Origin of the sequence: Fictibacillus arsenicus, assembly GCF_001999465.1 — a bacterium.
GTDB lineage: Bacteria > Bacillota > Bacilli > Bacillales > Fictibacillaceae > Fictibacillus > Fictibacillus arsenicus.
In genome coordinates this window covers 658604-682663 of the sequence record NZ_MQMF01000001.1, presented here as the reverse complement: position 1 = coordinate 682663, position 24060 = coordinate 658604, and the positions used below count along the sequence as shown (strand labels likewise).

The 24060-nt window shown below is 39.7% G+C and carries 22 protein-coding genes; 14 read left to right on the top strand and 8 right to left on the bottom strand.

Annotation, left to right across the window (positions count from 1 at the left end):
- The first annotated feature begins 86 nt into the window (after nt 1-86).
- Nucleotides 87-1094 (top strand): LLM class flavin-dependent oxidoreductase, encoded by a 1008-nt coding sequence (locus tag UN64_RS03355; RefSeq protein ID WP_077359703.1) that lies wholly within the window; start codon nt 87-89, stop codon nt 1092-1094.
- A gap of 108 nt (nt 1095-1202) precedes the next feature.
- Nucleotides 1203-2225, top strand: a complete 1023-nt coding sequence (locus tag UN64_RS03350; protein ID WP_077359701.1) for an LLM class flavin-dependent oxidoreductase — start codon at nt 1203-1205, stop codon at nt 2223-2225.
- A 51-nt stretch (nt 2226-2276) separates the two neighbouring features.
- Here the strand turns inward: UN64_RS03350 and UN64_RS03345 are convergent, their stop codons facing one another.
- Nucleotides 2277-2687, bottom strand: a complete 411-nt coding sequence (locus UN64_RS03345; RefSeq protein WP_077359699.1) for a VOC family protein — start codon at nt 2685-2687, stop codon at nt 2277-2279.
- A gap of 179 nt (nt 2688-2866) precedes the next feature.
- On the opposite strand from UN64_RS03345, the gene UN64_RS03340 reads away from it, so the two are divergent.
- From UN64_RS03340 to UN64_RS03320, 5 genes are all read left to right on the top strand, one after another.
- Nucleotides 2867-3376 (top strand): DinB family protein, encoded by a 510-nt coding sequence (locus UN64_RS03340; protein WP_077359697.1) that lies wholly within the window; start codon nt 2867-2869, stop codon nt 3374-3376.
- 142 nt (nt 3377-3518) lie between these two features.
- On the top strand, nt 3519-4706 hold the full coding sequence (locus UN64_RS03335; RefSeq protein WP_077359695.1) for a hypothetical protein: 1188 nt from the start codon (nt 3519-3521) through the stop codon (nt 4704-4706).
- A 154-nt stretch (nt 4707-4860) separates the two neighbouring features.
- Complete coding sequence (locus tag UN64_RS03330) at nt 4861-5613, top strand: hypothetical protein (protein WP_077359693.1); 753 nt, start codon at nt 4861-4863, stop codon at nt 5611-5613.
- Between the two features lie 24 nt (nt 5614-5637).
- Nucleotides 5638-6579, top strand: a complete 942-nt coding sequence (locus UN64_RS03325; RefSeq protein ID WP_077359691.1) for an FTR1 family iron permease — start codon at nt 5638-5640, stop codon at nt 6577-6579.
- A gap of 74 nt (nt 6580-6653) precedes the next feature.
- Nucleotides 6654-8102 carry a hypothetical protein gene (locus tag UN64_RS03320; RefSeq protein ID WP_245801949.1) on the top strand — a complete coding sequence of 483 codons (1449 nt, stop codon included), beginning with the start codon at nt 6654-6656 and terminating at the stop codon, nt 8100-8102.
- A 241-nt stretch (nt 8103-8343) separates the two neighbouring features.
- Here the strand turns inward: UN64_RS03320 and UN64_RS03315 are convergent, their stop codons facing one another.
- The gene (locus UN64_RS03315) at nt 8344-8676 is read right to left on the bottom strand and encodes a hypothetical protein (RefSeq protein ID WP_077359689.1); all 333 of its coding nucleotides are present in this window, start codon (nt 8674-8676) and stop codon (nt 8344-8346) included.
- 86 nt (nt 8677-8762) lie between these two features.
- The gene (locus UN64_RS03310) at nt 8763-11150 is read right to left on the bottom strand and encodes an immune inhibitor A domain-containing protein (RefSeq protein WP_171978783.1); all 2388 of its coding nucleotides are present in this window, start codon (nt 11148-11150) and stop codon (nt 8763-8765) included.
- Nucleotides 11151-11526: 376 nt separating this feature from the next.
- Here UN64_RS03310 and UN64_RS03305 point away from each other — a divergent pair, with 376 nt between their 5' ends.
- From UN64_RS03305 to UN64_RS03290, 4 genes are all read left to right on the top strand, one after another.
- The gene (locus UN64_RS03305; protein WP_245801948.1) at nt 11527-12372 is read left to right on the top strand and encodes a GAF domain-containing protein; all 846 of its coding nucleotides are present in this window, start codon (nt 11527-11529) and stop codon (nt 12370-12372) included.
- A 139-nt stretch (nt 12373-12511) separates the two neighbouring features.
- The gene (locus tag UN64_RS03300) at nt 12512-13747 is read left to right on the top strand and encodes an aminopeptidase (RefSeq protein ID WP_077359687.1); all 1236 of its coding nucleotides are present in this window, start codon (nt 12512-12514) and stop codon (nt 13745-13747) included.
- A 162-nt stretch (nt 13748-13909) separates the two neighbouring features.
- Nucleotides 13910-14692 carry a 2-phosphosulfolactate phosphatase gene (locus tag UN64_RS03295; protein ID WP_077359685.1) on the top strand — a complete coding sequence of 261 codons (783 nt, stop codon included), beginning with the start codon at nt 13910-13912 and terminating at the stop codon, nt 14690-14692.
- 326 nt (nt 14693-15018) lie between these two features.
- The gene (locus UN64_RS03290) at nt 15019-16200 is read left to right on the top strand and encodes a glycosyl hydrolase family 18 protein (protein WP_077359683.1); all 1182 of its coding nucleotides are present in this window, start codon (nt 15019-15021) and stop codon (nt 16198-16200) included.
- Between the two features lie 185 nt (nt 16201-16385).
- Here the strand turns inward: UN64_RS03290 and UN64_RS20765 are convergent, their stop codons facing one another.
- From UN64_RS20765 to UN64_RS03275, 4 genes are all read right to left on the bottom strand, one after another.
- The gene (locus UN64_RS20765) at nt 16386-16529 is read right to left on the bottom strand and encodes a hypothetical protein (protein WP_171978782.1); all 144 of its coding nucleotides are present in this window, start codon (nt 16527-16529) and stop codon (nt 16386-16388) included.
- Between the two features lie 86 nt (nt 16530-16615).
- Nucleotides 16616-17533, bottom strand: coding sequence for a homoserine kinase (gene thrB / locus UN64_RS03285; RefSeq protein WP_077359681.1), 918 nt, complete (start codon nt 17531-17533; stop codon nt 16616-16618).
- A complete protein-coding gene (gene thrC / locus UN64_RS03280; RefSeq protein ID WP_077359679.1) occupies nt 17534-18592 on the bottom strand; it encodes a threonine synthase in 1059 nt (352 codons plus the stop codon).
- A gap of 1 nt (nt 18593) precedes the next feature.
- The gene (locus UN64_RS03275) at nt 18594-19886 is read right to left on the bottom strand and encodes a homoserine dehydrogenase (protein WP_077359677.1); all 1293 of its coding nucleotides are present in this window, start codon (nt 19884-19886) and stop codon (nt 18594-18596) included.
- Nucleotides 19887-20110: 224 nt separating this feature from the next.
- Between UN64_RS03275 and UN64_RS03270 the strand changes: the two genes are divergently transcribed.
- Nucleotides 20111-20875, top strand: a complete 765-nt coding sequence (locus tag UN64_RS03270) for an STAS domain-containing protein (RefSeq protein ID WP_077359675.1) — start codon at nt 20111-20113, stop codon at nt 20873-20875.
- 25 nt (nt 20876-20900) lie between these two features.
- On the opposite strand, the gene UN64_RS03265 is transcribed toward UN64_RS03270, so the two are convergent.
- Nucleotides 20901-21581, bottom strand: a complete 681-nt coding sequence (locus UN64_RS03265; RefSeq protein WP_171978781.1) for a DNA alkylation repair protein — start codon at nt 21579-21581, stop codon at nt 20901-20903.
- A 228-nt stretch (nt 21582-21809) separates the two neighbouring features.
- On the opposite strand from UN64_RS03265, the gene UN64_RS03260 reads away from it, so the two are divergent.
- On the top strand, nt 21810-22343 hold the full coding sequence (locus tag UN64_RS03260) for an NfeD family protein (protein ID WP_139343006.1): 534 nt from the start codon (nt 21810-21812) through the stop codon (nt 22341-22343).
- 15 nt (nt 22344-22358) lie between these two features.
- Nucleotides 22359-23924: a flotillin lipid rafts scaffold protein FloT gene (gene floT / locus UN64_RS03255; protein ID WP_077359669.1), complete on the top strand. Its 1566-nt coding sequence runs from the start codon at nt 22359-22361 to the stop codon at nt 23922-23924.
- The last annotated feature ends 136 nt before the right edge of the window (nt 23925-24060 follow it).

Below are 24060 nucleotides of genomic sequence, written 5' to 3'. Positions count from 1 at the left end.
TAGAGTATGTAAGCGTTGTCAACGGTAAAAATATAGTTTTTGACGTAAAATACTAGTTAACAAAACGAAGGAAGGGAGGAGTTATTATGAAATTATCGATATTAGATCAATCACCAATTTCTTACGGTCATACTCCTCAACAAGCATTAATTGCCTCCATGGAATTGGCTAAAGCAGGTGAACGATTAGGCTATGAAAGATATTGGATTGCTGAACATCATAACTACTCTGGATTGACCTGTTCAGCTCCCGAAGTGATGCTAGGGGTGATCGGCACCAGCACAAAATCAATAAGAATCGGTGCTGGTGCCGTTTTGTTGCCTCATTACAGGCCATACCGCGTTGCCGAAACGTATAACATGCTGGCTACTCTTTACCCAGGCAGGATCGATCTTGGAATCGGACGAGCTCCTGGAGGTTCAGCTGAAGCAACGATGGCTTTATCAGATAATTATCTGGAACAAGTACGTCGAATGCCCGCATCTATTAAAGAACTTCTTCATTTTCTTTATAACGACTTTCCAACGGATCATATGTTTTCTAAAGTCTCGGCATCTCCTGTTCCAAAAATTCCACCTGATCCCTGGATTCTGGGTACAAGTGAAAAGAGTGCTATTTCAGCTGCTAAAAATGGTGTAGCATACGCCTTCGGTCACTTTATGAGTGATAAGCCAGGACAACAAATAGTAGAAACATATCGAAAACATTTCCAATCAGGGAGGGTTCTAAAAACACCTAAATTGATTATTGCAGTTTCAGTTATTTGTGCAGAAACAGCAGAAAAAGCTAAGGAATTAGCTTTGCCCGCGCTTTTTTGGAGAATACAAAATAACAAGGGTGAAGAAGGCAAAGGAGTACCCTCTATTGAAGCAGCAAAGAGTTACTATTCAATGGAAAAATGGTCACAGATCATCAATGAATCAAGTGACAAGATGATAATTGGCACTCCTAATCATGTGAAAAAAGAGCTTTGTAAACTGAAAGAACGGTATAAGACCGATGAGATAATGGTCGTTACCATTACACATCGATATGAGGATCGAATTCGTTCTTATGAGCTGCTGGCAGAAGAAATGATCACTAAACATAATTGAACGTAAGCATTATTTTTTATATCACAAACGTATCTTGTTATACTAATAGCAATTATTAAAATATAGTAGCTAATTTTTCGTTGCTTTATATAAAAGGAGGACGCAAAAATGTCCAAACACAAAAAGAGTATGAGTGATATTCCATTTTCTGTATTAGACTTGGCTCCTTTAGTCGAAGGTGGAACGGCATCAGATTCTTTTAATAATACGTTAGATCTTGCTCAGCATGCTGAGAAATGGGGATACAATCGGTATTGGCTTGCTGAACATCACAATATGCCAGGAATTGCGAGTTCCGCTACATCGGTCGTAATCGGCTATGTGGCTGGGGGAACATCAAAGATTCGTGTAGGGTCAGGTGGAATTATGCTTCCGAACCATGCACCGCTCGTCATAGCTGAACAGTTTGGAACTTTAGAGTCCATGTATCCTGGCCGGATTGACCTAGGGCTTGGACGTGCTCCAGGAACGGACCAGCTGACAGCACATGCTTTGCGCCGTGAACTTAGCATGAGCGGCGATGAATTTCCGATGCAGCTTGATGAATTGCGTACGTACTTGAATCCGGAATTGGCTGAAGGAAGTATGAAGGTAAGAGCAATACCGGGAGAAGGACTTAATATTCCAATCTGGCTGCTCGGTTCAAGTGGATTCAGTGCAAGACTTGCTGGAAGGCTTGGTCTTCCTTTTGCATTTGCGAGTCACTTTTCACCGGAAAATACGTTGCCTGCACTAGAGCTGTACAGAAATACCTTCACACCATCAGAAGTATTGGATGAACCATATGCGATGGTGGGAGCGAATGTAGTAGCTGCAGATACGGATGAAGAAGCAAAGTGGCTTGCGACTTCACTGCAGCAGCAGTTTTTGAATTTAATCCGAGGTACTCCGACGCCTCTTAAACCGCCTGTAGAAAGTATGGAAGGTTTTTGGAGTCCATTTGAAAAAGCTACAATAGACAAGCAGCTGCGTACAACGTTTGTTGGCAATAAAGAGACAGTAAAAGAGAAATTACAATCGTTTCTTGATGAAACAGAGGCAGATGAAATTATAATTAACAGCCAGATTTATGATCACCAAGCACGGCTTCGTTCGTTTGAATTTTTATCAAGTGTTTTAAAAGAAAAGTAAAAGAAAAGCGTACGCCGTAAATGTCTATGGTGTACGCTTTTTCGTGTTTTCTTATGCTTTTTGATAATTTAGATCCCATGAAATCCCAAAGCGGTCTTTCACTTTGCCATACTTTGCACCCCAAAATGTATCTTGCAGCTCCATTAATACAGTCCCGTTTTGGCTTAGTTTTTCATAAAGATTTTGAATTTCTTCTTCACTATCAGCCTCTAGAACGAGTGAGATGTTATTACCCTCTGTAATTTCATGGCCAGGAAAGCTGTCAGAGGCCATCAAGAAAAGATTCCCTTTTTTGAATTTTGCATGCATAACACGGTTATCTGCCTCTGGAGGATTAGGGAAATCAGCTTCTCCAAATGTTTGAATTTCTGTGATTTCACCGTTAAAAACGTCTTTGTAAAAATTCAAAGCGTCTTTTGCATTGCCGTTAAATGATAAATAAGGAACAGCTTGATTTTTCACGAGAAACACTCCTCTTTTAATCTTTAGTCAAATTACATGTTCATCTTACTATAAGCTATAATTAAGAACAAGAACATTTGTTCGACAAATCTCTATTTTATGAAAGGAGATTAACTAATAGTTATAGAATTTATGAGTGGTTACTATTTTGCTTTTTTAAAATTATAGGAGGTCAGGAAATGGATAAAACGGTACAGCTGCAAAAGTTTAATGTATGGGCAAATGATAAGGTATTCGAACATTTGAAAACTCTTCCATTAGAAATCTACCGTAAGGAAACTCAGAGTGTATTTCCATCGGTTTCAGCAGTGCTTATACATATGTATCAAGTCGATTATGTTTGGCTTAAGGCAATAAAAGGAGAAGATTTTAATGATATTGTTGCAACGCTTGGACAGCTAACGGATGATTTACAGGCTGCAAGTTTGGATGAACTAGAATTTAAATTTAAAGAATTGAGCAGAAAATACGACTCTTTTATTTCGGGTCAAACGGATATAACCTCACAAACAACGATTCGTCATCCTCATTTTGGAACACTTGAATCTAATTATGCTGAACTCATCCAGCATGTTGTAAATCACGGAACCTATCATCGCGGTCATATCTCAGCAATAATAAATCAGCTGGGACACAAAGGTGTATCAATTGATTATATTTTTTATCTATACTCACTCCAGCATCAATAGAAAACGAAGTAGAGACCACCACACTAGGAGGTCTCTATTTTTATTTCTCTAAACTTTCATTGACAATGAGAATCGTTCTCTATTATAATGACTTTGGCAAATGAAAATGATTATCATTACATATCACAGGGGGATATAAGAAATGTCAGTTAAATGGACTGCTTTAGCATTATCACTTTCAACAGCACTTATTTTTGCAGGGTGTTCAAATTCTGCAGACACAAATAAAGAGGAAACACAAAAGAAAGAGCAAACCGAAGAAAAAGTGGAGAACGAATCAGCTGAAAAAGAAACAGCTTCTCCAGAGTCATCTGTTCAAGCATACAAAGATGCTGTTGCTGAACTTGAAAAAGCAAAAGAAGGCAAAGAAGTCGATTTCGATAAAGTAACAAAAATTTATGAAGAACAGCTTCAAGAACTGGTAAAACAGCGTGATGCTGAGTTTGATGAGCAGATCGATCCTGCGATTACAACTGCATTAGCTGCAGGTAAGAACAAAGAGATGGACGCAGTTATTGTTAAACAATTGTTTGATAAATTGATGCAAAAGGAATTCTTCCAAACGATGCGCCATGAGTTCGCTGAAATTGACGAGCATTGGGGCGACAAAGAAGAAGTAATGGAAGAATATGAGGAAGCTCAAGCTTTTTATACGGCTGTACAAGGAACAGTACAAAAGCGTGATGCTGCATACGGAACAAAAATGGAAGACGCGATCGCTGGCGGCTTCAGTGAAATGAAAGATGCGATTGAAAAAGAAGATAAACTTGCGTTTGGTTTAGGCAAGCAAGTTGTTGATAAGACCTTGATGAAGACATTTTATCTAGCTGCTGGAGCGAAACCGCACGGATATGCAACAAAGCTATCTGAAGCTGCTAAAACAGATGCAGAAAAAGCAAAAGTGGAACAAGCTGAAGGATGGGCATTCTATCAATCTGTTTATCCTTATTTGAAAAAGAATGCACCAGAAGAAGCTGACGTTATTTTAAAGCAATTCGATCTTGAAACAGATGTAAAATCAGTAGATCCTGAAGCGGTTAACAAAGCATTCGTTCGCGGATTTGCGAAAATTGCACTTCATGAATATGAAGAAAGCACGGAGAACTTCGGTAAAGAAAAAGGTCCTATTTATGCAATTGAAGGTGCGCTATTCATCAACATGATCGAAAGTGACCTGAAAGAAATTATAGGCGAAAAAGAAACAACTGATCTTTCTGCTGCAGCTCAAAGCTACTTAGAAGCAGTGAAAGCAAATAATAAAGAAGAAGCAGATAAAATTCTTCCGCAACTTGAAGAAACGCTTAATAAAGTTGTAGAACAAGCAAAATAAGTTTTACGAAAGAACCTTGTCCCTTGGAATGAGGTTCTTTTTTATGAATTTTTTGTGTTTTTTAAGTCAAGATTAAACATGAAGGCAAAGTTCGTATTGACAACGACATTGATAATCATTATCATTATCAATGGGTAAGGAGGAATTTATAATAATGAAGAAGATCATAACCATAATGACACTAACACTGTTAACATTCTTTTCGTTACATAACACAGCTAACGCCTATTCTTACGGTGATCCGAATGAAGAAAAGATCGCTGAAGCTTATAAGAAGATGGTGGTCCAGCTTGATAAAAAACCTCCTAACTTTACCGAGACTGAAAAGATTTATAACACCGTAAAAGAAGAAATTGACCAGCATATGGGTCCAGAACCTTCTAAACTGATCAAGGAAAATCTTGAGAAGGAAGAAAAAGAAGAACTGATTGAAAATATGCAAAAAATATTAGCATTGAATATTGACCGCCGTTTATCTGGCGTAGATAAAAATTTTGAAGACTATGAAACAAGTAAGCGTTTGCTCGCAAAGGGGCATGCTACATACCAATCGTTATCTCCTGTTATAGCTGAAAAAGATCCTGAAATGGATAAGCAGATTAAAGCAGAGTTTGATAAAGCATTAGAAGCTTTAGGAAATCCGGGACTTTTTGGTGTCGGCAAAAAAGAAGCAAACAAAGAAGCTTTTAAACAAAGCAAAAAGATTATTATTGATGATCTGCAAAAAGAGTTTCAAACACAAAACTTTGAATTGGGTCATTTTAACGTAGATCAAGAGGAAGAGAGCACAGCTTCTGAAAAAACGGAATGGACCGATCTTTCAAACATTAAAAACTGGCTGCCGCTTATCGTTATTATCGCGATTATTGCCGGAGTAGTCATCTACGTTATTAGAAAAAGAAGATAGATAAGGTATAGGGGAGGGAACAAAGTGCAATTACAAGCTTTTCTTATTACGTTTCGTGAAGTGTTGGAAGCATTGCTAATAGTAGGAATCATTACGACATACTTAAAACGTACGGATAACAAGAAATTTGTTAAGTTTGTCTGGCTCGGGGCCGGAATGGCAGTTGCAGCTAGTTACCTGGTAGCTTTATTGTTTCAGGTTGTTTTTACAGGCTTCTCAGCCATGGGAACTGAAATGTACTTAAAGATCTCGATTATCTTTATCTCTTCACTTCTATTAACGCAAATGGTGTTCTGGATGGCAGAGCACAGCAAGAATATTAAATCGAATGTCGAAGGTAAAATCAGCAAATATATCTCAACAGGAAGCATCATCGGAATGATAATCCACTCTTTCCTTGTCGTTATGAGAGAGGGGATTGAAACAGTATTTTTCTTTGCAGCGATTACTGGCGGAAACATTGGGGCTGCATTAACAGGATGGGGTGCAATTTCCGGATTGATCGCAGCCTCTGTAGTAAGCTACTTGTTCTTTAAGGGAACAATGCGCATTTCACTCAAAGCATTTTTTAGAACGACTGGTGCGTTTATTGTCCTTATTGCAGCCGGTTTAATGGTTCAAGGTGTATCGATGATGCAGGATTTGAAGATCTTAGGAAGTGTCGTTCCACACCTTTACGATATAACTTGGTTCCTGCCTGAGCATCCGATCGATTATGCGCATTACGTGCGTGATCATGGGGTAGCACCGCTTCTTTCAGGGGATGTCGGAATCTTCCTGAAAGCATTCTTAGGCTATTCATCCATGCCGTCTATTGAGGAAGTTCTCGTTTATCTTGGTTATTTCGCTGTAATTTATATGCTGATCTTTTTAAAGAAACCAGCTCGGAAAATTGAAAAAGTGGAAAAACCGAAACAAAGTCAAAAACAACCGTGGAAGCAAACAGTCGCTTCAGCTAATGAATAAAAGTACAAGGCGGATGCCTTGTGCTTTTTCTTTACATAGGAATAAAAGGAGAAATTCGGAGAAAGGGATAGACAATGTTTAATAAAAATAAACTTTTATCAGCAACTGTCATAATATTATTCTTCTATACCTTTTTCATTCGGTTTATGTATAGCGTTTCTTTTCCGAGCACTTGGGATCAGGTGGATTTTGTTTTAGCTCTGGACCGTTATGATTTACTAGCCATGCAGCCGCATTTTCCGGGCTATCCGATTTTCATTTTTGGAGGGATGCTAGTTTATCTCTTTATAGAAAACCCATCATTATCGCTATCTGTTTTTAATGGCATTATAACGGTTTCAGCTGCTGTACCGATGTATTTATTAGCTAGAAAGTATGTTAATAGCGTTTCAGCTCTTACAGTTACACTTGTTCTTCAGTCCAGTGTCTATTTCATGATACTTGTCAGCCAGCCGATGTCTGAAGGCTCTGCAATTGGGGTCTTATGGTGGTTCCTTTGGAGCTTGTTTATAGGTCTTCACAATAATAAAATTCGTTATCAGCTTTTGCCCTTAATCCTATTTTCAATTCTGATGGGAATCAGGCTGTCGTATCTTCCCTTTGGATTTGGGTTGCTTTTCTTATGGTGGTTTGATTATAAAAGAAACAGAGATTCAATACGTTTAGCAGGCTTTATTTTCTTAGCTGTTTTATTTCAGATGATTTGGGTTGTAGCTCTCATTATGACTGAAGGGAGCTTGAAAGGGTTTATTAAACTCTCCATGGCTTTCGTTTCGGGTCATTTCACATCTTGGGGAGGAACAGTTGTTGATACTCATGAACCATTCTTTACGAGGCTGTACGAGCTTGTCATAAATAATATCATTTATGTAGGAATGTTTGCGAAGTCAACAATTCTTCTTATAGGTTTTGTGGGGATTTCTATTGTTGCTTTGCTGAAAAATAAAAAAGAAGAGGCAGGGATCTTCCTAAAAAAACACTATGTGATGCTGACGCTTCTATTAAGTTATTTTTTATGGAATCTGTTTGCACAAAATGTGGAGAAACCAAGACATTCTTACCCGATAACACTTATGCTTCTTTTCTTATGGCTCGTGTCAATTGCAGGGAAACACACACTTTTAAAGTGGGCGTGTATGGGTCTTGCTGTTATGCAGCTAGTCATCGGTTTCCCAATCCTAAAAGAACAGACGAAAAAAAATCCGGCTGTCTACCAGACTGCAAACTATCTCGCTCAAAAAGATGAAGAGACCGTTGTATACACGTGGGAAGAAACCCGTGTCTTTCAGTACTTGGATGTTCCTTTTGAACATAAGCGGTTTTACACGTATGATTTGTTCTTACAGGACAAGAAGTACAATGAAAATAAGAAGATATATGTTACGAATCATCTAATTGAAGGGTTTAAGGAACAAGGGATAGATGTATCAGATCATCTTGAGGAAGTTAAAACGTTCAAATCCAATGAACTCTTTGATCCTGTGTATGATGAAATCACCTTGTATCAGTGGGAAGAAAAATAAGGTTTTTTGGAAGTGGTTGATCTCCGCTCCAGGATGCTCGCTTTCCGCGGGGCGTGCGGTGAGCCTCCTCTGCGCTTTGCGCCGTTAGGAGTCTCACCTGTCCCGCTGATCCCGCAGGAGTCTCGCACCTTGCGCTCCAATCAACTTGTCAACGATGAACTTTACAAAAACCATCCAAAAACAATCTTTTAGAAATAGCAACAAAGATTGAAAAGGACAAATCCAGTTCGGATTTGTCCTTTTATTCCTTATTGTTCTTTTGAATTTCTTCTTTCAGCTTATTAATATAATTCTGCTTTTCCTTTTCGTCCTTTAAACTGTCAGGTCCAGGTGCTTTATCTTTTAAGTATTTTTGAAGAGCTTTAGTGATCTCCTCTTGTGAAGCATCTTCAGGTATTTCTCCTTTTTTCTTTAACATCTCTATGATCTTTTCATCGTTAGCTATCATATTGATCGCCTCGTTTGTTGGTTCTTTGTCAACGGGTTGTTCACTTTTAGAGTCTTCTGTGTTCGAACAAGCTGTAATTGCAACTGTTAATAGAACAGCTACTAGCAGCGTCAGCCATTGTTTCATAGGATCTCCCCTATACGCTTGTTTATTATTTATTATGACACAAAACCCAATTGCGTAGGAGCAATTGGGTTTAGCTGATGTACTATTTATCTGCGAGAAATCTTAATTTTTCCTACTGAATCGTCCTTGCTGGAACCAACTACTTCAAATTGAAGTCCGTAAGTCGGTACATTACGGCCAGCATGTGGATTACCAGGGTTGCTGTAATCTTGTTTATCGTTAAACTTAGGGTTTGGACTAACGTTCTTATCTGTCATTGTTAACCCAAGCAATTCACGATAATCAAGGAACATTTTTTCGCTCTTTTTCTTGCTGAACGCTGCATCATGTACGAGGTAACGAGCGGATGCTACAGAGTTGTCGCTCCATTTAAGTGTCTCCTGATTTGCATCAACGACTCCTAAGAATCCTTCACCAGGGTGGATGCCTGTCCAGTTATCGCTATAGCTATCATCAACATACCAAACTACCAATCCGCCATCGTATTCCATCAAGCTGTCGCCACGGCGGATATGTGCTAAACCTTCGTCAACGCCTTCATGATTTCTCCACTCTAATAGATAGTAGTGATCAGAAAAGAATTTACCTTGGTCTTTCTTAAAACCTTCTAAAGTAAACACAGGCTCACCTTCAGCATCATCAAACAGTGTTTGAGTGCCATCAACATTAACTGCTACGTCATCTACATAAAAACCAGGTTCAACAGCAGCAACATCTGTCCAGTAGTTTAGTTTTACATTGATCTTTTTGCCTTTATAAGATGAAAGATCAAATGTTCCGTCAACCCATCCATCAGAGTTACCCGTAATACCATGTCCTGGATTCTGGTCATGAGGATCAGTTTCTGTAGTTAAATTACCAGGGAGTGAAACCCAAGTGTCAGTGCCTTCTTCTTGTACTTGAACGGATGCATAATCCCAATCTTGTTCAATTTGATACCAAGTTTTAAAAGTAAGCTCTGCAGATGTTGCATTTGTTAAATCTAGAGAAGTTACCATTGAGTTATTCAGGTTGTTGCCTTTTCCACTATGGTACTCATAATCACCGCTGAAAGGAGTATTAACGACCGTTTCCTTTTGAGGTAGATCTACTCGAACAGCGTCGTTATTCGTTCCTTTTGTATTGGCTTGATCTAAGAGTATTTCAGTACCTTTAGAATTTAAATCATCAAGATGATACGTTTCACCTGTTAACCAGTTAGATTCAGTCATACTGGATTGTAAAAATTCTTTCGACCATGCACTGAATCCAGTAGGCTCAGTTCCAGGAATATCCCCAGCCCAGCTTCCGCTAGACATGATCGACCAATATGCTACAGGCTCACCAGATCCAGAGTATTGTGTGTCATATTCATCAGGAAGCCCTAAATCGTGGCCATATTCATGTGCGAATACGCCAGCTGCTCCGTCAGCAGGTTCAATTGTATAGTCGTAAGCATACATTGTATCTGCTCCCCAGTAGTCAACTTCCGGAGATGGAGATTCTGGAATAGAGAAGATACCTCCTAGATTCCATCGGTGGCTCCATACTGCATCGCCACCTAGAGAACCTCCGCCAGCTTCTTCACCAACACTGGAGTGAACGATCATCAAGTGATCTACTAATCCATCTGGTTCACGAAGGTCGCCATCTTCGTCTAAGTCATAGCGGTCTTCTTGGTCGAACTCACTTAAATCAATCTCTGGGTCATTAGCTGCAGCAGTTAATGCCTCTTTAACCAGATCACGCGGCTTAGCGTCACTTCCGTCTGGATCAGGAACGTTTCCGCCATAGTAAGCTGCAGGATGTTGTGCCTGGTACCAGCCGCCGACTTTACCTGTGATCGAATAGCTGCCGCCTGATTGCTGTTCATAATACTCTTTTACTGAGACTAGATCTTCTCCATTTGGACCTTCATATCCATCTTCACCGAAAATCATATCTTCATAGTGTTCTTTTAAGTATTCATCATAATGCATATCTGTTTCTTCAGGTGCAATATCTTTTGCCTTAAAGTCAGGATACTCTACAAGAAGTACAAGTACGTTATCAATACGCTTGCCGCCCGTCCATTTTTCTTCTTCAACCGGCTTGATGTCTTTGCCTTTACCTTTCTTGCCATGCTTTAATCCATCTTTTTTATGCTTCTTGTGTCCTTTTTCATCCTTTTTAGCATGCTCGTCTTCAAGCTCTCCTTTTGGAAGAGATTCAGCATGCTCTTGTTTGTTCTTCAAAAACTGCTGAAGCTTTGCTTGTGCCTGTGCTTCACTTGCATTCTTTGAAATTTGTCCGTTCTTCTTGAGCATTTCTATTAATCTTTCATCGTTGGCCACTGCTAAATCGAATGGACCTCCCGTGTGTTTATGGCTTTTTTCCTCGAATGATGATGCCTTGACATCTGACAGAACTTTGACTGGTGCGGCGCTTACGCTCGCAAAAGTGCTGCAGCTTAACATCGCTGCAAGGGCTGCTGAAACCCATTTTCCCTTTTTCACTAAAATCCCCCCTAGAAGTAATTTCACGGCTGGAAATCAACATTGATTATTGTCGAATAATTCCGCATATTCAAAATGTTACCACGTGATGTCGAATACTAGAATAGGAGATATATCCCTTGTTTTCTTTCTGTAATGGGTAATTTTTACTATTAAAAGGACTATTTTTTTGTAGTCGAAAATTGGGAAAAAATATATAAAAAGCTAATTTAATGCTATTTTATGATAGGTCTTTAGAATCACAGAAATGAGACGAAAATAATTTAATATTAACTGATTATAAAGATGTTTTATTTTTATAATGTAGGGAAAATAGTTAGTTAGAGTATTGAAATATACATAAACAGAGCCTATTCATGAAAGGTCGGTCAAGACATTGTCAATTTCTATTCACCCTAAATCAGTAAAGAATTTTGAGGAAGCAACGGAAAATATCCTTAATTTTATGAGTAAGCTGATTAATATCAACACGTTGTTTATTGCAAAAAACGATCAAAAAGTGAACGAAATTAAAAAAGTAATCAATAAAGAACAAACATTATTAGAAGAAGGATCCACTCTGCCTTTTCATGAAACCTTTTGTAAAGTTAGTGTAGATCAAGGCAAGGAAATCTTGCTTATTGAAGATATCTTGGAGAATGAGCATACTAAACATCTGAATGTTACAGCTAGTTTAGGAAGCGGGAGTTTTATAGCAATCCCCATTTATTACGAGGACGGAGAAAATTACGGTACAATTTGCGGGCTTGATACAAATCGCTTTGAGTTTACTGAACAGCATGCGGAGCTCTTCCAGACGATGTCTTCACTCTTAACTTATGTTTTAGAACTGGACAAAGCCAACAAAGAAATTAAAGATTTATCAGTGCCTATTGTTCCTCTTACAAAGGGTATTGCCATTTTGCCGATCATTGGTCATATAAGCGAATACCGAGCTGATATCATCATACAAAATACATTAAACAGCAGCATGAACTTAAATTTAGAGTACATGATCATCGATCTATCTGGTATTAGTCAGATAAATAATTCGGTCAGCAGCTACCTTCTTAATATCGTAAAGCTTTTAAAACTAATTGGTGTAACGCCGATTCTTACTGGGTTTAGACCTGATCTGGCTATAAAAACGATGAAGGTAGATGTGGATTTTCACGATATCATCATTACGAGTAACTTAGAGAGCGCGCTCTCTCATATAGGTTTTGTATTAAACAAAAAATAATAGAGATGTAAAGCTGGGGCCGTGAATAAAAAAGTGGTCCTTTTTTTAGTTTTAATTAGTCTAAATTTTCTTTTTACTTTATAATGTATATTATAAACTTATCAGTCGTTTTTATTTGAACCAACTGGAGGGGAAAAAAATGAAGTCATTTGAAGAAAAATTAGATCAATACGCTGAACTTGTTGTAAAAGTTGGATTAAGCATGCAAGAGGGACAGAAGCTATTAATTAGTTCTCCGATCGAAGCTGCAGAATTTACTCGTAAAGTAACAAAACACGCCTATGAGAATGGTTGTAAAAGAGTGATGGTGGACTGGGTTGATACCCAAACCAACCGAATTCATTATACGAGCGCGAAAGAAGAAGTACTGAAAGATGACCTTCAATCTTGGGAGATCGAAAAATATAACAGTCTTGTAGAAAATCACGATTGTTTTTTGATGGTAACAGGAAATGACCCGAACGCTTACAAAGGTGTTCCTTCTGAGCGTATGATGTTTGTTCAAAAGAACAGAGGCGAAAAGCTGCAGGCCTTTTCTGCAGGCCAGCTTAGAGGGGATATGCACTGGGCGATTGCTGGTGCACCGACAGCAGGCTGGGCAAAATCCGTGTTCCCTGAAAAAAGTGAAGAAGAAGCAGTTGATGCATTATGGGAAGCGATTTTCAAAACGGTTCGTGTAGATCAGGCGGATCCAGTTGCGGCATGGGAAGAGCATGTTAAAACACTTTCAGAAAAAGTGGATTACTTAAACGAGCAGAGATTTAAAACACTGCATTATAAATCAGAAGGAACAAATTTAAGCATTGATTTGCATCCTGACCATACATGGATTGGGGGAGGACATAATTCTACTTTCGGTACTTACTACATTCCGAACCTGCCAACAGAAGAAGTGTTCACTACACCTAGAAAATATGGTGTAAATGGAAAAGTATCAAGTTCGAAGCCGCTGTCAGCTATGGGCAACCTTATCGATAATTTCAGCTTAACGTTTAAAGACGGAAAAGTAGTTGAATTTACAGCTGAAGAGGGATACGACACACTGAAACAGCTGCTTAGCATCGATGACGGTATGGGGTATTTAGGAGAAGTAGCTTTAGTGCCTTATGACTCACCAATCTCAAACTCGGGCATCATTTTTAACAATACACTGTATGATGAAAATGCTTCTTGTCACTTGGCAATAGGTACTTCGATCACAATGTCTGTTAAAGAAGCAGGAAACCTTACACCTGAACAGATGGAAGAAAGAGAAATTAACCACAGCCGCGGTCATACTGATTTCATGATTGGTTCTGCTGATCTTGAAATTGAAGCAGAATATGAAGATGGCAAACGCATTCCGCTATTCAAAAAGGGGAACTGGGCTATCTAAATACGAAAAGACTCCAATGACTGGAGTCTTTTTTTACGGACAATTTACGAATGCGTTAGGCAGACCTCAATCAACAGGATACCAAATTTTTGAAAAACAGTCTATTTCTTTTTTGATTTTCTCCGTATATTTTTTATAGCTAGAAATTAAGGAGGTTGTATAATGAATGCTTTTTTTGATCAATCGTCATATGAGATTAAAGTAGAGTGGGGAATAAGAGGAGCAAGGGAAGCGGCAAAAAGAGAGGAAATCTTAATTATCGTTGATGTGTTAAGTTTTTCTTCAACTGTAATAGCCGCTATGGAAAACGAAGCGCTTATCTATCCTTTTCCTCCTCCTATTAATGAGAAGGCGAACAAGTACGCAGATCAGCTCGATGCTGAGCTTGTTGTCGGGAGAGAAAAGGCGTTTAAAACGGGGAAGCATTCACTCTCACCGAACTCTTTCACTGCAGTTGATCGGGGGAAATCGTATGTACTTTGTTCCCTAAATGGTGCGGCGTGTGTAGAAGCAGCTAAAAAAATTCCTGCACTACTGTTGGGTTCTTTACGAAACGCCGAAGCTGTTGCAGAAGCCGCTTTAGAATTGAAAAAGAAGACTGGAAAACCGATCACGATTATCGCTTGCGGTGAACGCTGGGAAAAAGCCTCTGGTAATGAAAATGAACTAAGGCCGGCTATAGAAGATTATTTAGGCGCAGGAGCCATTATCTCATCATTCGAAGGCTCGTTATCTCCGGAAGCTTTCGTTTGCAAACAAGCATTTCAAGGATCAGAGCATATACTATCTAGTTTGATAAGAAATTGCGGAAGCGGCAGAGAATTAGCAGAACGCGGCTTTGCGAAGGATGTAGATTATTGCCTGCAATTGAATGTCAGTTCTATTGTGCCCGTTTTATCTGGAAATAAATTCATCAGCTTTGAACCATCTTTGACCCTTTTTTGAACTTCGTTGAAGTTGATTGGAGCGTAAGGTGCGGGACTCCAGCGTGCCAGCAACATGAACGTACCTCTTGCAAGGCATGCGACGAGGAATAAACTTCGATGCTTTTTTCTTGCAGTCGCAGGAGCACATATCCTACCTTGAAGGTGACTCCAACGCACATAGCGCGAGGAGGCTCACCGCACGCCCCGCGGAAAGCGAGCATCCTGGAGCGGAATCAACCATTTTCAAATACTACAAAGTTTACGAAAGCAGCCTTTCTTTTAAAATAAGTAAGAATATTACTGACCTCCTCATGGAAAAATAACGAAAACAGAGGAGGTTTATGTATGAAAAAATTAGTCGCGCTCTTTGCGGCGGTCACGATTATACTTGCCGGCTGCGGCGGAGGCTCTAATGAAATGAAAGAGAGTGAAGCTGCACCGAAGAATATGAACAATGAAACAAGAGAAAGTCCTCGGCTTGAACAGATTAATTCACCTAAAAAGACACAGCAGGATACTTCAAAAGCTGAGATCAAACACGGAAAAACAAAGATTGAAACACTTGGTTTTTTAGAGCCGCTTGAAGCGAAACAATCGGTTAAAGATGTTAAAGAAGCAGAAAACGACCTTACTTATATTGCTTTTTTCAGCTACCAAGTCAACAAGAACGGTACATTAAAACCGATCAAGGACTGGGCTGCACTTAAAGAGATCAAAAAGACACGTGCGATGCCTATGATGGTCTTAACGAACTTCGCAGAAGGAAACTTTTCTCCGGAGATCGCACATAACATTTTTACTGATAAACAAGCGTCCAAAACACTTATTGGCAGTGTGATCAGCACGATGAAGCAGAAAGGCTACAAAGCGCTAAACATTGATTTTGAACATATTAAAGAAAAAGATCGCGAGCTATACAATGGATTTTTAGAAACGATCATCCCTCAGGTACAGAAAGAAGGATTCAAGGTTTCAACAGCACTTGCTCCTAAAACAAGTGATGAACAAAAAGGACCTTGGCATGGAGCTCATGATTACAAGCGACATGGAGAACTGGCTGATTTTGTTGTACTTATGACTTACGAGTGGGGCTGGTCTGGCGGACCTCCAATGGCTGTAGCACCTGTGCCTCTAGTAAAGAAAGTTGTTGATTACGCGGTTTCTGTAATACCGCCTGAAAAGATTATAATGGGTGCACCGCTTTATGGCTATGACTGGACACTTCCATATAAAAAAGGTAACAAATTTGCCAAGCGTATTGCTCCAGCAGAGGCACACGACCTAGCCTTAAAAGAAAAAGCCACAGTAAAATATGATAACGAAGCACAAGCTCCGTTCTTCAACTATAAAGACGACAATGGAAAAGAACACGTTGTCTGGTTTGAAAATGAACAAAGTGCCGAGGCGAAAAATAAGCTCGTAAAACAATATAAGCTTAGAGGTCTTGCCTATTGGGTACTTGGGGAACCATTCCCGGAAAACTGGACACTACTGCGAGACGAATTCCAGATCGCAAAAAAACAATAACGAAAAGGGCCGACTAAAGTTTTAGTCGGCCTTATTCTATATGATGAGGTCATTTAGGCGGGAATCCAAAAGTTTTGACTTTGAATCCAAAAATTTCGGGCTCGAATCCAAATATATTGGTCTAGAATCCACGAGATTTACCCATCAATCCACATTTCTTTTCCTGCATGAACATTTGAGAATCCTCATCTTTTCTGAGTATCAATCATCCGGTTCTGTTCATTTGGAATCCGCTTCGTCTGATCATACTTTGCTTGTTCTTTTTCCTGTCTCTTTTTTTCCTGCTCTTTGAAACTTTCTTTAACCTCTTCATTCTTTTCTTCCGTCACTTTTATCCCTCCTAATGGATTTGATATAGTCCTTTACCACGCTGTTGTGAAACGAAACGCGATCTGAAGGAAAAGTATCGTAAGTCCTATAAAGCAGCTGCAGATAAAGACTTATTTACCACTACGCCTTTTCTGTCAGGGAAAACCGTTTCGAAAAGGTAGTCTGGATACAAATATGAAAGCTGTTCTGTTATAGAAGCTGCTTTTTGATGAGGTGTAAAGAATACGATCGCAGGACCAGACCCGCTGATCGCTGCACCATATGCTCCGAGCGAGACAGCCTTCTCTTTTAGTTCAAAATAAAACGGGATGTTCTTTGTCCTGAATGGTTCATGAAACAGATCACGGTTCATCATATCTGCAGCCTTTTTCCAATCGTTTTTAATTAAAGCTCCAACAAGTACATTGCTGATTGCACTTGCTTCAACCGCTTTATTAAAAGGAAGAAGATTCGGTAACGACTTTCGTGACTCTTTTGTATGGAGTACCTCATCAGGAATCGCGACAATCATTTCAACAGCAACATCAGGAACATGGACCGTTTCGACATCTTTTCCATTAAAAAAGCTGATTGTCAGCCCGCCATAAATAGCAGGTATCACGTTGTCAGGATGCTTTTCTAACGAGCATGCCAAAAGTGCTTTTTCTTTATTTGAAAGCTGCAGATTTAAAAGGGTATCAGCCAGTTCTATACCTGCAACGATTGCTGATGCGGAACTTCCCATTCCCTTTGAAAGCGGGAACTCGCTCTCAACTTCCAACCTGCAAGGAGGTAGATCTTTATCATAAGACTCCGCTGTATAGTGAGCTGCTTGAACGATTAAATTCTTTTCTTCACCATTTAAAGATTGCAGTTCTTTGCCATAAAAAACTGTTTTCCATTCTGAAGCCGGCTGGACATGAACAGATAAGTAACGATTCAGTGCGAGCCCTACAGAGTCAAAACCCGGACCAAGATTTGCAGTGCTGGCGGGTACATGAATAGAAAAAGCATCAAGCTTCATTTATACTGCACATCCTTTCAGCTGCTGACGTAATTGATCAAGATCATTTGGAATCACAACAGGTTCTTGTGCAACAGTTTTTAATGCGATGTCAGGATCTTTCAATCCATTGCCTGTTAATACTGCAACGATAGAAGCTCCTTTTGGCAAGAGTCCTTGCTTATGCTGTTTATATAATCCTGCGATTGTACTGCAGGAAGCGGGTTCTGCAAATACACCTTCTTTTGAAGCGAGCATCTGATACGCTTCTAAAATTTCTTCATCTGTTACACTGTCGATGATGCCTCCTGACTCCTCTAGAGCCGCAGTGGCTAGCTGCCAGCTTGCCGGGTTGCCGATTCGGATAGCTGTAGCGATCGTATCTGGATTCTTAACGGCGCTGCCATTTACAATGGGCGCAGCACCGGCTGCTTGAAAGCCATGTATCCTTGGCAGACCTGAAGCTTTAACCGAATCGTATTCTTTAAACCCTTTCCAGTAAGCACTTATGTTGCCGGCGTTTCCAACAGGGATCGCAAGAATGTCTGGCGCTTTTTCGAGTGTATCAACAAGTTCAAACGCAGCTGTTTTTTGACCTTCTAACCGGTATGGATTTACCGAATTAACAAGTGTATAGCCTTCTTCTTCACTCATTTGTTTTACCATTTCAAGCGCTTCATCAAAATTACCTTGAATAGCAAAAATTTCAGCTCCGTACATTTTGGCTTGTGCAAGCTTGCCTTGCGCGATTTTTCCGTCTGGGATCACGACGATACAGCGCAAACCTGCGCGGGCTCCATATGCTGCCGCAGCTGCTGAAGTATTGCCTGTTGATGCGCAGATAATCGCATTGCTGCCAGCTTCTTTCGCTTTGGCAACTGCAAGCACCATACCGCGATCTTTAAATGAACCCGTTGGATTGGCACCTTCATATTTCGCGTATAGCTTGATGCCCCATTCCTTTGATAGATGATCCAGTGGAATGAGGGGAGTATGACCTTCGTTTAAAGAAAGCAGGGGAGTGGCGTCAATTACAGGCAAGTATTCTTTATATTGCTGCAGCAATCCATTCCAGTTCATATCAAGCACCCTCCACTCTATAATGACTTTTAATTTCCTGAACAACATCTGAATCACGCAGCAAGTTGTATACGTGGTTATCTTGCTGCTTGTTTGTGCCATGAGTAACGATTACGACTTCCGCTAAACCCTTTTCATCAACGGGACTCTGAATCAATTTTTCCAATGAGATCTCATGAAGGGCGAAGAGGGAAGTGATCGCAGAGAAAGCGCCAGCCTCATCTTTAATGTGCAGTCTGTAAAAGAACTTTCCATCGATCTCTTCAGGCAGCTTTAATTGTTTATCAAATTGCGGAGCAACCGCGCTTTTACCGTTAACACCTAAACGCATATTTTTGACTACAGCAACTAGATCTGACACGACGGATGTAGCTGTAGGAAGCTGGCCGGCGCCAGGTCCGAAAAACATCGTCTCACCGACAGATTCTCCGTATACATAAACAGCATTATATTCATTCTGCACACTTGCTAATGGATGCGAATCCGGCAGCAAAGTAGGTTCTACACTGATCTCCACTTTTCCGTTATCCTTTTTTGCGTTGCCGATGAGCTTAAGGGTATAGCCAAACTGTCTCGCGTATTCGAGATCTTCTTGTGTCACTCTTGATATACCCGTTACATCTACATCATCCAGGTGAATATGCATTGAAAACCCGAGCGTTGAAAGAATAGCCATCTTCCTTGCCGCATCAATTCCTTCAACATCGGAAGTTGGATCGGCTTCTGCATATCCGAGTGATTGTGCTTCTTTTAAAACCTCTTCATAATTTCGCTGCTGCTTATCCATTTTAGTAAGGATATAATTTGTTGTACCGTTTACGATCCCCATCATTTTAGTGATGCGGTCAGATGCAAGTCCGTCGACGAGAGAACGGATAATCGGAATACCACCTGCAACACTTGCTTCATAGAAAAGGTCGCATCCATTTTCTTGAGCAACTTGCAGAAGTTCAGCCCCATGAAGTGCCATGAGATCCTTATTCGCTGTAATGACATGTTTTTTGTTTTGCAGAGCAAGCGTGATATATTCACGGGCAAGTTCGATGCCTCCCATTACTTCAATAACAACATGAATATCGGGGTTTTCAAGTACTTCCTGCGGCTGCTGTGTCAGCCAATCATTTTTGATTGCAACCAAACGTTCTTTTTCGGTGTTTTGAACTAAGATTTTTTCAATATAAACCGGACAGCCAACACGATGCTGAAGTTCTTCACGGTTTCCTTCAATCATTCTAACGACACCGCTGCCCACTGTACCTAATCCTAAAAGTCCTACAGAAACATGATTTACCATTTGCTCCACCCCTTATGTTTTTCTGAGAAATACACTTGTATGTTTGATAGGGACATTTTACATGGTGTTAAGAATAGTTACAATAGATATCTTTGTAAAGATTAAGAGAGCGCTTACATATTGAGTGGAATGTGCTGGGAAACTTGAGAATATAGAGGAAATCTATAGAAGATTTTGTCGAACTCCGATATGATATATACAGGAATGAGAGAAGGGGAGCTTTTATGGTTTACCATTTAGAGGATACCATTACAGATACACTTAATTGTTTAGAGGAAAAAATTTTTATTATAGATTTAGACTACAAGGTTGCATGGATGAATGATTCAGCAAAAGGATTCATTGAATCTCTTAAGACCTATTTTAGGCTGGATAAAGCGGAAGATCTGATCGGCACTCCAATTGCCCGGTTTCATAAAAATCCTTCTTATCAAGAAGAAATGCTTCAAAAAGGTGATTTTCCAATTGATATGCAGCTTGTTCTATTTAACAAATTTATTGCCCGACTGGTCGTAAAAGAACTCATTGTCAAAGAAGAAAAACTTGGTTTTATCTTGACATGGAGAGACATTACCGAACGTGAAAAAGAAAAAGAAAAAACAAAAGCGATCATTAATGAATTATCTACTCCCATATTGCCGACGATCGCCGAAAATACACTTCTCGTACCGCTTATCGGTGAGCTGACATTAGAGAGAATGGAAAACCTAACAACTAAATTGTTAAACGAATGTTTAAATTATCAAGCTGAATATGTCATTATAGACTTTTCAGGAATTACTACGGTAGAAGATCCTGACTTAGGCCAGGAAATTCAGAAACTGACAACTACGGTTGAACTAATGGGGGCTGAAGTCCTTTATTGCGGATTTAAGCAAGACATGGTTAAGAACATGGTGACACTCGGAATTGATACAAATCAGAAAACCTTTGTGTCATTCCGTAATGCGATACGATACGTTGTCTCTAAATTAGGAAAACCTTCATAAATAAACATGAAAAAGCAGCTGTTAATCATAACGGCTGCTTAGTTTTTTTAATATTTTTGATTGCTTCTTTATAAGAAAGAGGGCTTAATTCTTCTGTATGTACGAACTCCCACACCCAATCTGGATTTACCTTTGCGTATTCCCGTAATGCCCACCCGATGCCTTTACGAATAAAAAAGTCTTGTTCATATTTCGTCTCTTTAATAATATATGCTAACAGTTCTTTATCGGTCTTTTCCTTATACCCCAATTGAAACAGGATAGCTGACCTCATCAGCCAAATATTTTTAGATGCGATCCATCGCTCAGTTACAGGGTGTATTTCTTCAGGAAACTTTTTAAAATAATAGCCCGCTATGTTTTTAGCTATGTGATCGATGGTGTCCCACCAGCTTTTATTTACAATGGTATATTCAATCCACTCGATATCACTTTTCTTCATATGCTTTTTTAGCTTGTCAGCAACCGCTAGTCCTGCATATTGCATTTCTCGTTCTGGCTTAGACCAGATTTGTTTTAAAAATGAAGGAAGGTCTTCGGGCAGAGGCAGTCCGTTTTCTTTTATGAAAACATTAAAGTGTTCATTTAAAACAGGAGAGCGCAAACCAAAGAATTCAAACTGATCTCTCATATATTTTTGCATAGGTATAGCATCCTCTTTGTTGGCATGTTTTTCCAAATGTATCCACAAATCTTCTGTATACATATATCCCATCCTCTCATTAACAAAATTATACAAAAAATCGTTAACAAACTGAAACTTTTTATTTAGGTATCCGTAAATTAACATATAAAACTAATATTGGAAATTTTGACACCGTCGACAAAATTTTACATTTTTTTCATTATCTTTTTGATATGGTTAAAGAAATTCGACATGGGGGGCTTGTTATCTAAAAATAATAGTTCAATAAATGGATAGGGAGAGATGACCTTGGAACTGTTCGGGTATCCGTTATCAACCATATACTTAGGAAGTTTCATCGTTTTTGGATGTATCACGTTTGTTTATATTCTTTTTGGTGACATGCTTGATGCAGCAATGGAATTTTTGCATCCGGCACTTATTCTTTCCTTCTTTACAATCGGCAGCGCTTCAGGTTATCTGCTGGAGGTCATGACAGGCATCAACAGCTGGTTCATCCTCGTGTTCAGCTGTCTGCTTTCTCTATTACTCGTCACCCTTTTAAATGTTTTTGTTTTAACACCTATTCGATCAGCAGAAGAATCATTGGCTTATCGCGATGAGGATTTAAAAGGAAGAGTGGGAACAGTCATTACGTCAGTTCCGGCTGATGGTTTTGGAGAAATATTAATAGAGGGAATAAGCGGTAGAATCTCAAAAACAGCAATAAGTATGGATAACAAACCGATTCAGCAAGGGGAAAAAATCTTAATTATTGATATCCAAAAAGGTGTCGTTTCGGTTATGCGGTATGAGCAAGTAGAACAAACATATTTTCATTAATCTGGAGGGGATTTCATGACTTTTTCACCATTATTTATTGTGATTGGGATTGCGGTTTTTTTGCTAGCAGCACTTATTAGTGTTTTTATAACAAAGTACCGAACTGCAAGTCCTGATGAAGCATTAATCGTTACAGGAAGCTTCTTAGGAAGCAAAAATGTGAATATCGATGAATCAGGCAATAGAATCAAAATTGTACGCGGAGGCGGTACGTTCGTTCTGCCGGTATTCCAGCAAGCAAAGCCTCTAAGCTTATTAACGAGCAAGCTCGATGTTCAAACGCCAGAAGTGTATACAGAACAAGGTGTTCCTGTTATGGCTGATGGAACGGCGATCATCAAAGTCGGAAGCTCAATCGGTGAAATTGCGACTGCAGCTGAACAGTTTTTAGGGAAGTTAAAAGAAGATCGTGAAAACGAAGCACGTGAAGTATTAGAAGGACATTTACGTTCGATTCTAGGTTCCATGACTGTTGAAGAAATCTATAAAAACCGAGAAAAATTTTCTCAAGAAGTTCAGCGTGTGGCTTCACAGGATCTAGCAAAAATGGGATTAATCATCGTTTCATTTACCATTAAAGACCTGCGTGACAAAAACGGCTATCTCGATGCACTCGGTAAGCCGCGTATTGCACAAATCAAGCGTGATGCTGATATGGCAATGGCAGAGGCCGAAAAAGAAACTCGCATCAAACGCGCAGAAGCAGATAAAGAAGCTAAACAATCCGAGTTAGGACGCGCGACAGAAGTAGCGGAAGCTGAAAAGATGAACCAGCTGAAGGTAGCCGAATTCCGTCGTGAACAAGATGTTGCGAAGGCGCGTGCTGACCAGGCTTATCATTTAGAAGAAGCCATCGCTAAACAACAAGTTACAGAAGAACAGATGCAGATTAAGATCATCGAGCGTCAAAAGCAGATTGAGCTTGAAGAAAAAGAAATTCTGCGCCGTGAAAAACAGTACGATTCAGAAGTGAAAAAGAAAGCTGACGCAGACAGATACGCAGTTGAACAATCAGCAGAAGCGGAAAAGCGCAAGCAGGTCGCTGAAGCTGATGCACATAAGTACCGTGTAGAAGCAATGGCAAAAGCGGAAGCAGAAAAGGTTCGACTCGACGGTCTTTCTAGAGCAGAAGCAGAACGTGCTAAAGGGGAAACTGAAGCTGAAGTTATCCGCCTAAAAGGTCTTGCAGAAGCAGAGGCGAAACAGAAGATCGCCGAAGCATTCGAGCTATACGGTCAGGCAGCCATGATGGATATGATGATCAAGATGCTTCCGGAATATGCGAAACAAGTTGCAGCACCGCTATCTAATATTGACAAGATCACTGTCGTAGATACAGGCGGCGGTGAAAACGGCGGAGCCAACCGCATAACTGGCTATGCAACAAACTTGATGTCCACATTGCAAGAATCCTTGAAAGCCTCCTCTGGGATTGATGTAAAAGAAATGCTGGAAAACTTCTCAGGTAAAGGGAACGTTCGTCAAAGCATTGACGACCTTCGCATCGAATTTGCTAAAAAAGAACCAAGCGCTGCAGGAACAAAAGAAAAAGCAGAAGTAACTTCTACTAAAGGAGAATAATAGAAGAAAAGCTTACTCTAGCGGGCTGAAATGCCAGTCGAGAGTAAGCTTTTTTCTGAATATGACGTTGTTATGCCCGGTCGTGAAGGTTTTATGCGCGCTCGCGGGGTCTTTCTGCGCGTTCGCAGAGATTTAT

Bases quoted from the DNA above. Each gene is read 5' to 3' on its own strand.
- thrB (WP_077359681.1), bottom strand. From the start codon at position 17,533: ATGAAGCTTGATGCTTTTTCTATTCATGTACCCGCCAGCACTGCAAAT.
- thrC (WP_077359679.1), bottom strand. From the start codon at position 18,592: ATGAACTGGAATGGATTGCTGCAGCAATATAAAGAATACTTGCCTGTA.
- UN64_RS03290 (WP_077359683.1), top strand. From the start codon at position 15,019: ATGAAAAAATTAGTCGCGCTCTTTGCGGCGGTCACGATTATACTTGCC.
- floT (WP_077359669.1), top strand. From the start codon at position 22,359: ATGACTTTTTCACCATTATTTATTGTGATTGGGATTGCGGTTTTTTTG.
- UN64_RS03355 (WP_077359703.1), top strand. From the start codon at position 87: ATGAAATTATCGATATTAGATCAATCACCAATTTCTTACGGTCATACT.
- UN64_RS03315 (WP_077359689.1), bottom strand. From the start codon at position 8,676: ATGAAACAATGGCTGACGCTGCTAGTAGCTGTTCTATTAACAGTTGCA.
- UN64_RS03340 (WP_077359697.1), top strand. From the start codon at position 2,867: ATGGATAAAACGGTACAGCTGCAAAAGTTTAATGTATGGGCAAATGAT.
- UN64_RS03350 (WP_077359701.1), top strand. From the start codon at position 1,203: ATGTCCAAACACAAAAAGAGTATGAGTGATATTCCATTTTCTGTATTA.
- UN64_RS03300 (WP_077359687.1), top strand. From the start codon at position 12,512: ATGAAGTCATTTGAAGAAAAATTAGATCAATACGCTGAACTTGTTGTA.
- UN64_RS03270 (WP_077359675.1), top strand. From the start codon at position 20,111: ATGGTTTACCATTTAGAGGATACCATTACAGATACACTTAATTGTTTA.
- UN64_RS03295 (WP_077359685.1), top strand. From the start codon at position 13,910: ATGAATGCTTTTTTTGATCAATCGTCATATGAGATTAAAGTAGAGTGG.
- UN64_RS03275 (WP_077359677.1), bottom strand. From the start codon at position 19,886: ATGGTAAATCATGTTTCTGTAGGACTTTTAGGATTAGGTACAGTGGGC.
- UN64_RS03265 (WP_171978781.1), bottom strand. From the start codon at position 21,581: ATGTATACAGAAGATTTGTGGATACATTTGGAAAAACATGCCAACAAA.
- UN64_RS03330 (WP_077359693.1), top strand. From the start codon at position 4,861: ATGAAGAAGATCATAACCATAATGACACTAACACTGTTAACATTCTTT.
- UN64_RS03335 (WP_077359695.1), top strand. From the start codon at position 3,519: ATGTCAGTTAAATGGACTGCTTTAGCATTATCACTTTCAACAGCACTT.
- UN64_RS03320 (WP_245801949.1), top strand. From the start codon at position 6,654: ATGTTTAATAAAAATAAACTTTTATCAGCAACTGTCATAATATTATTC.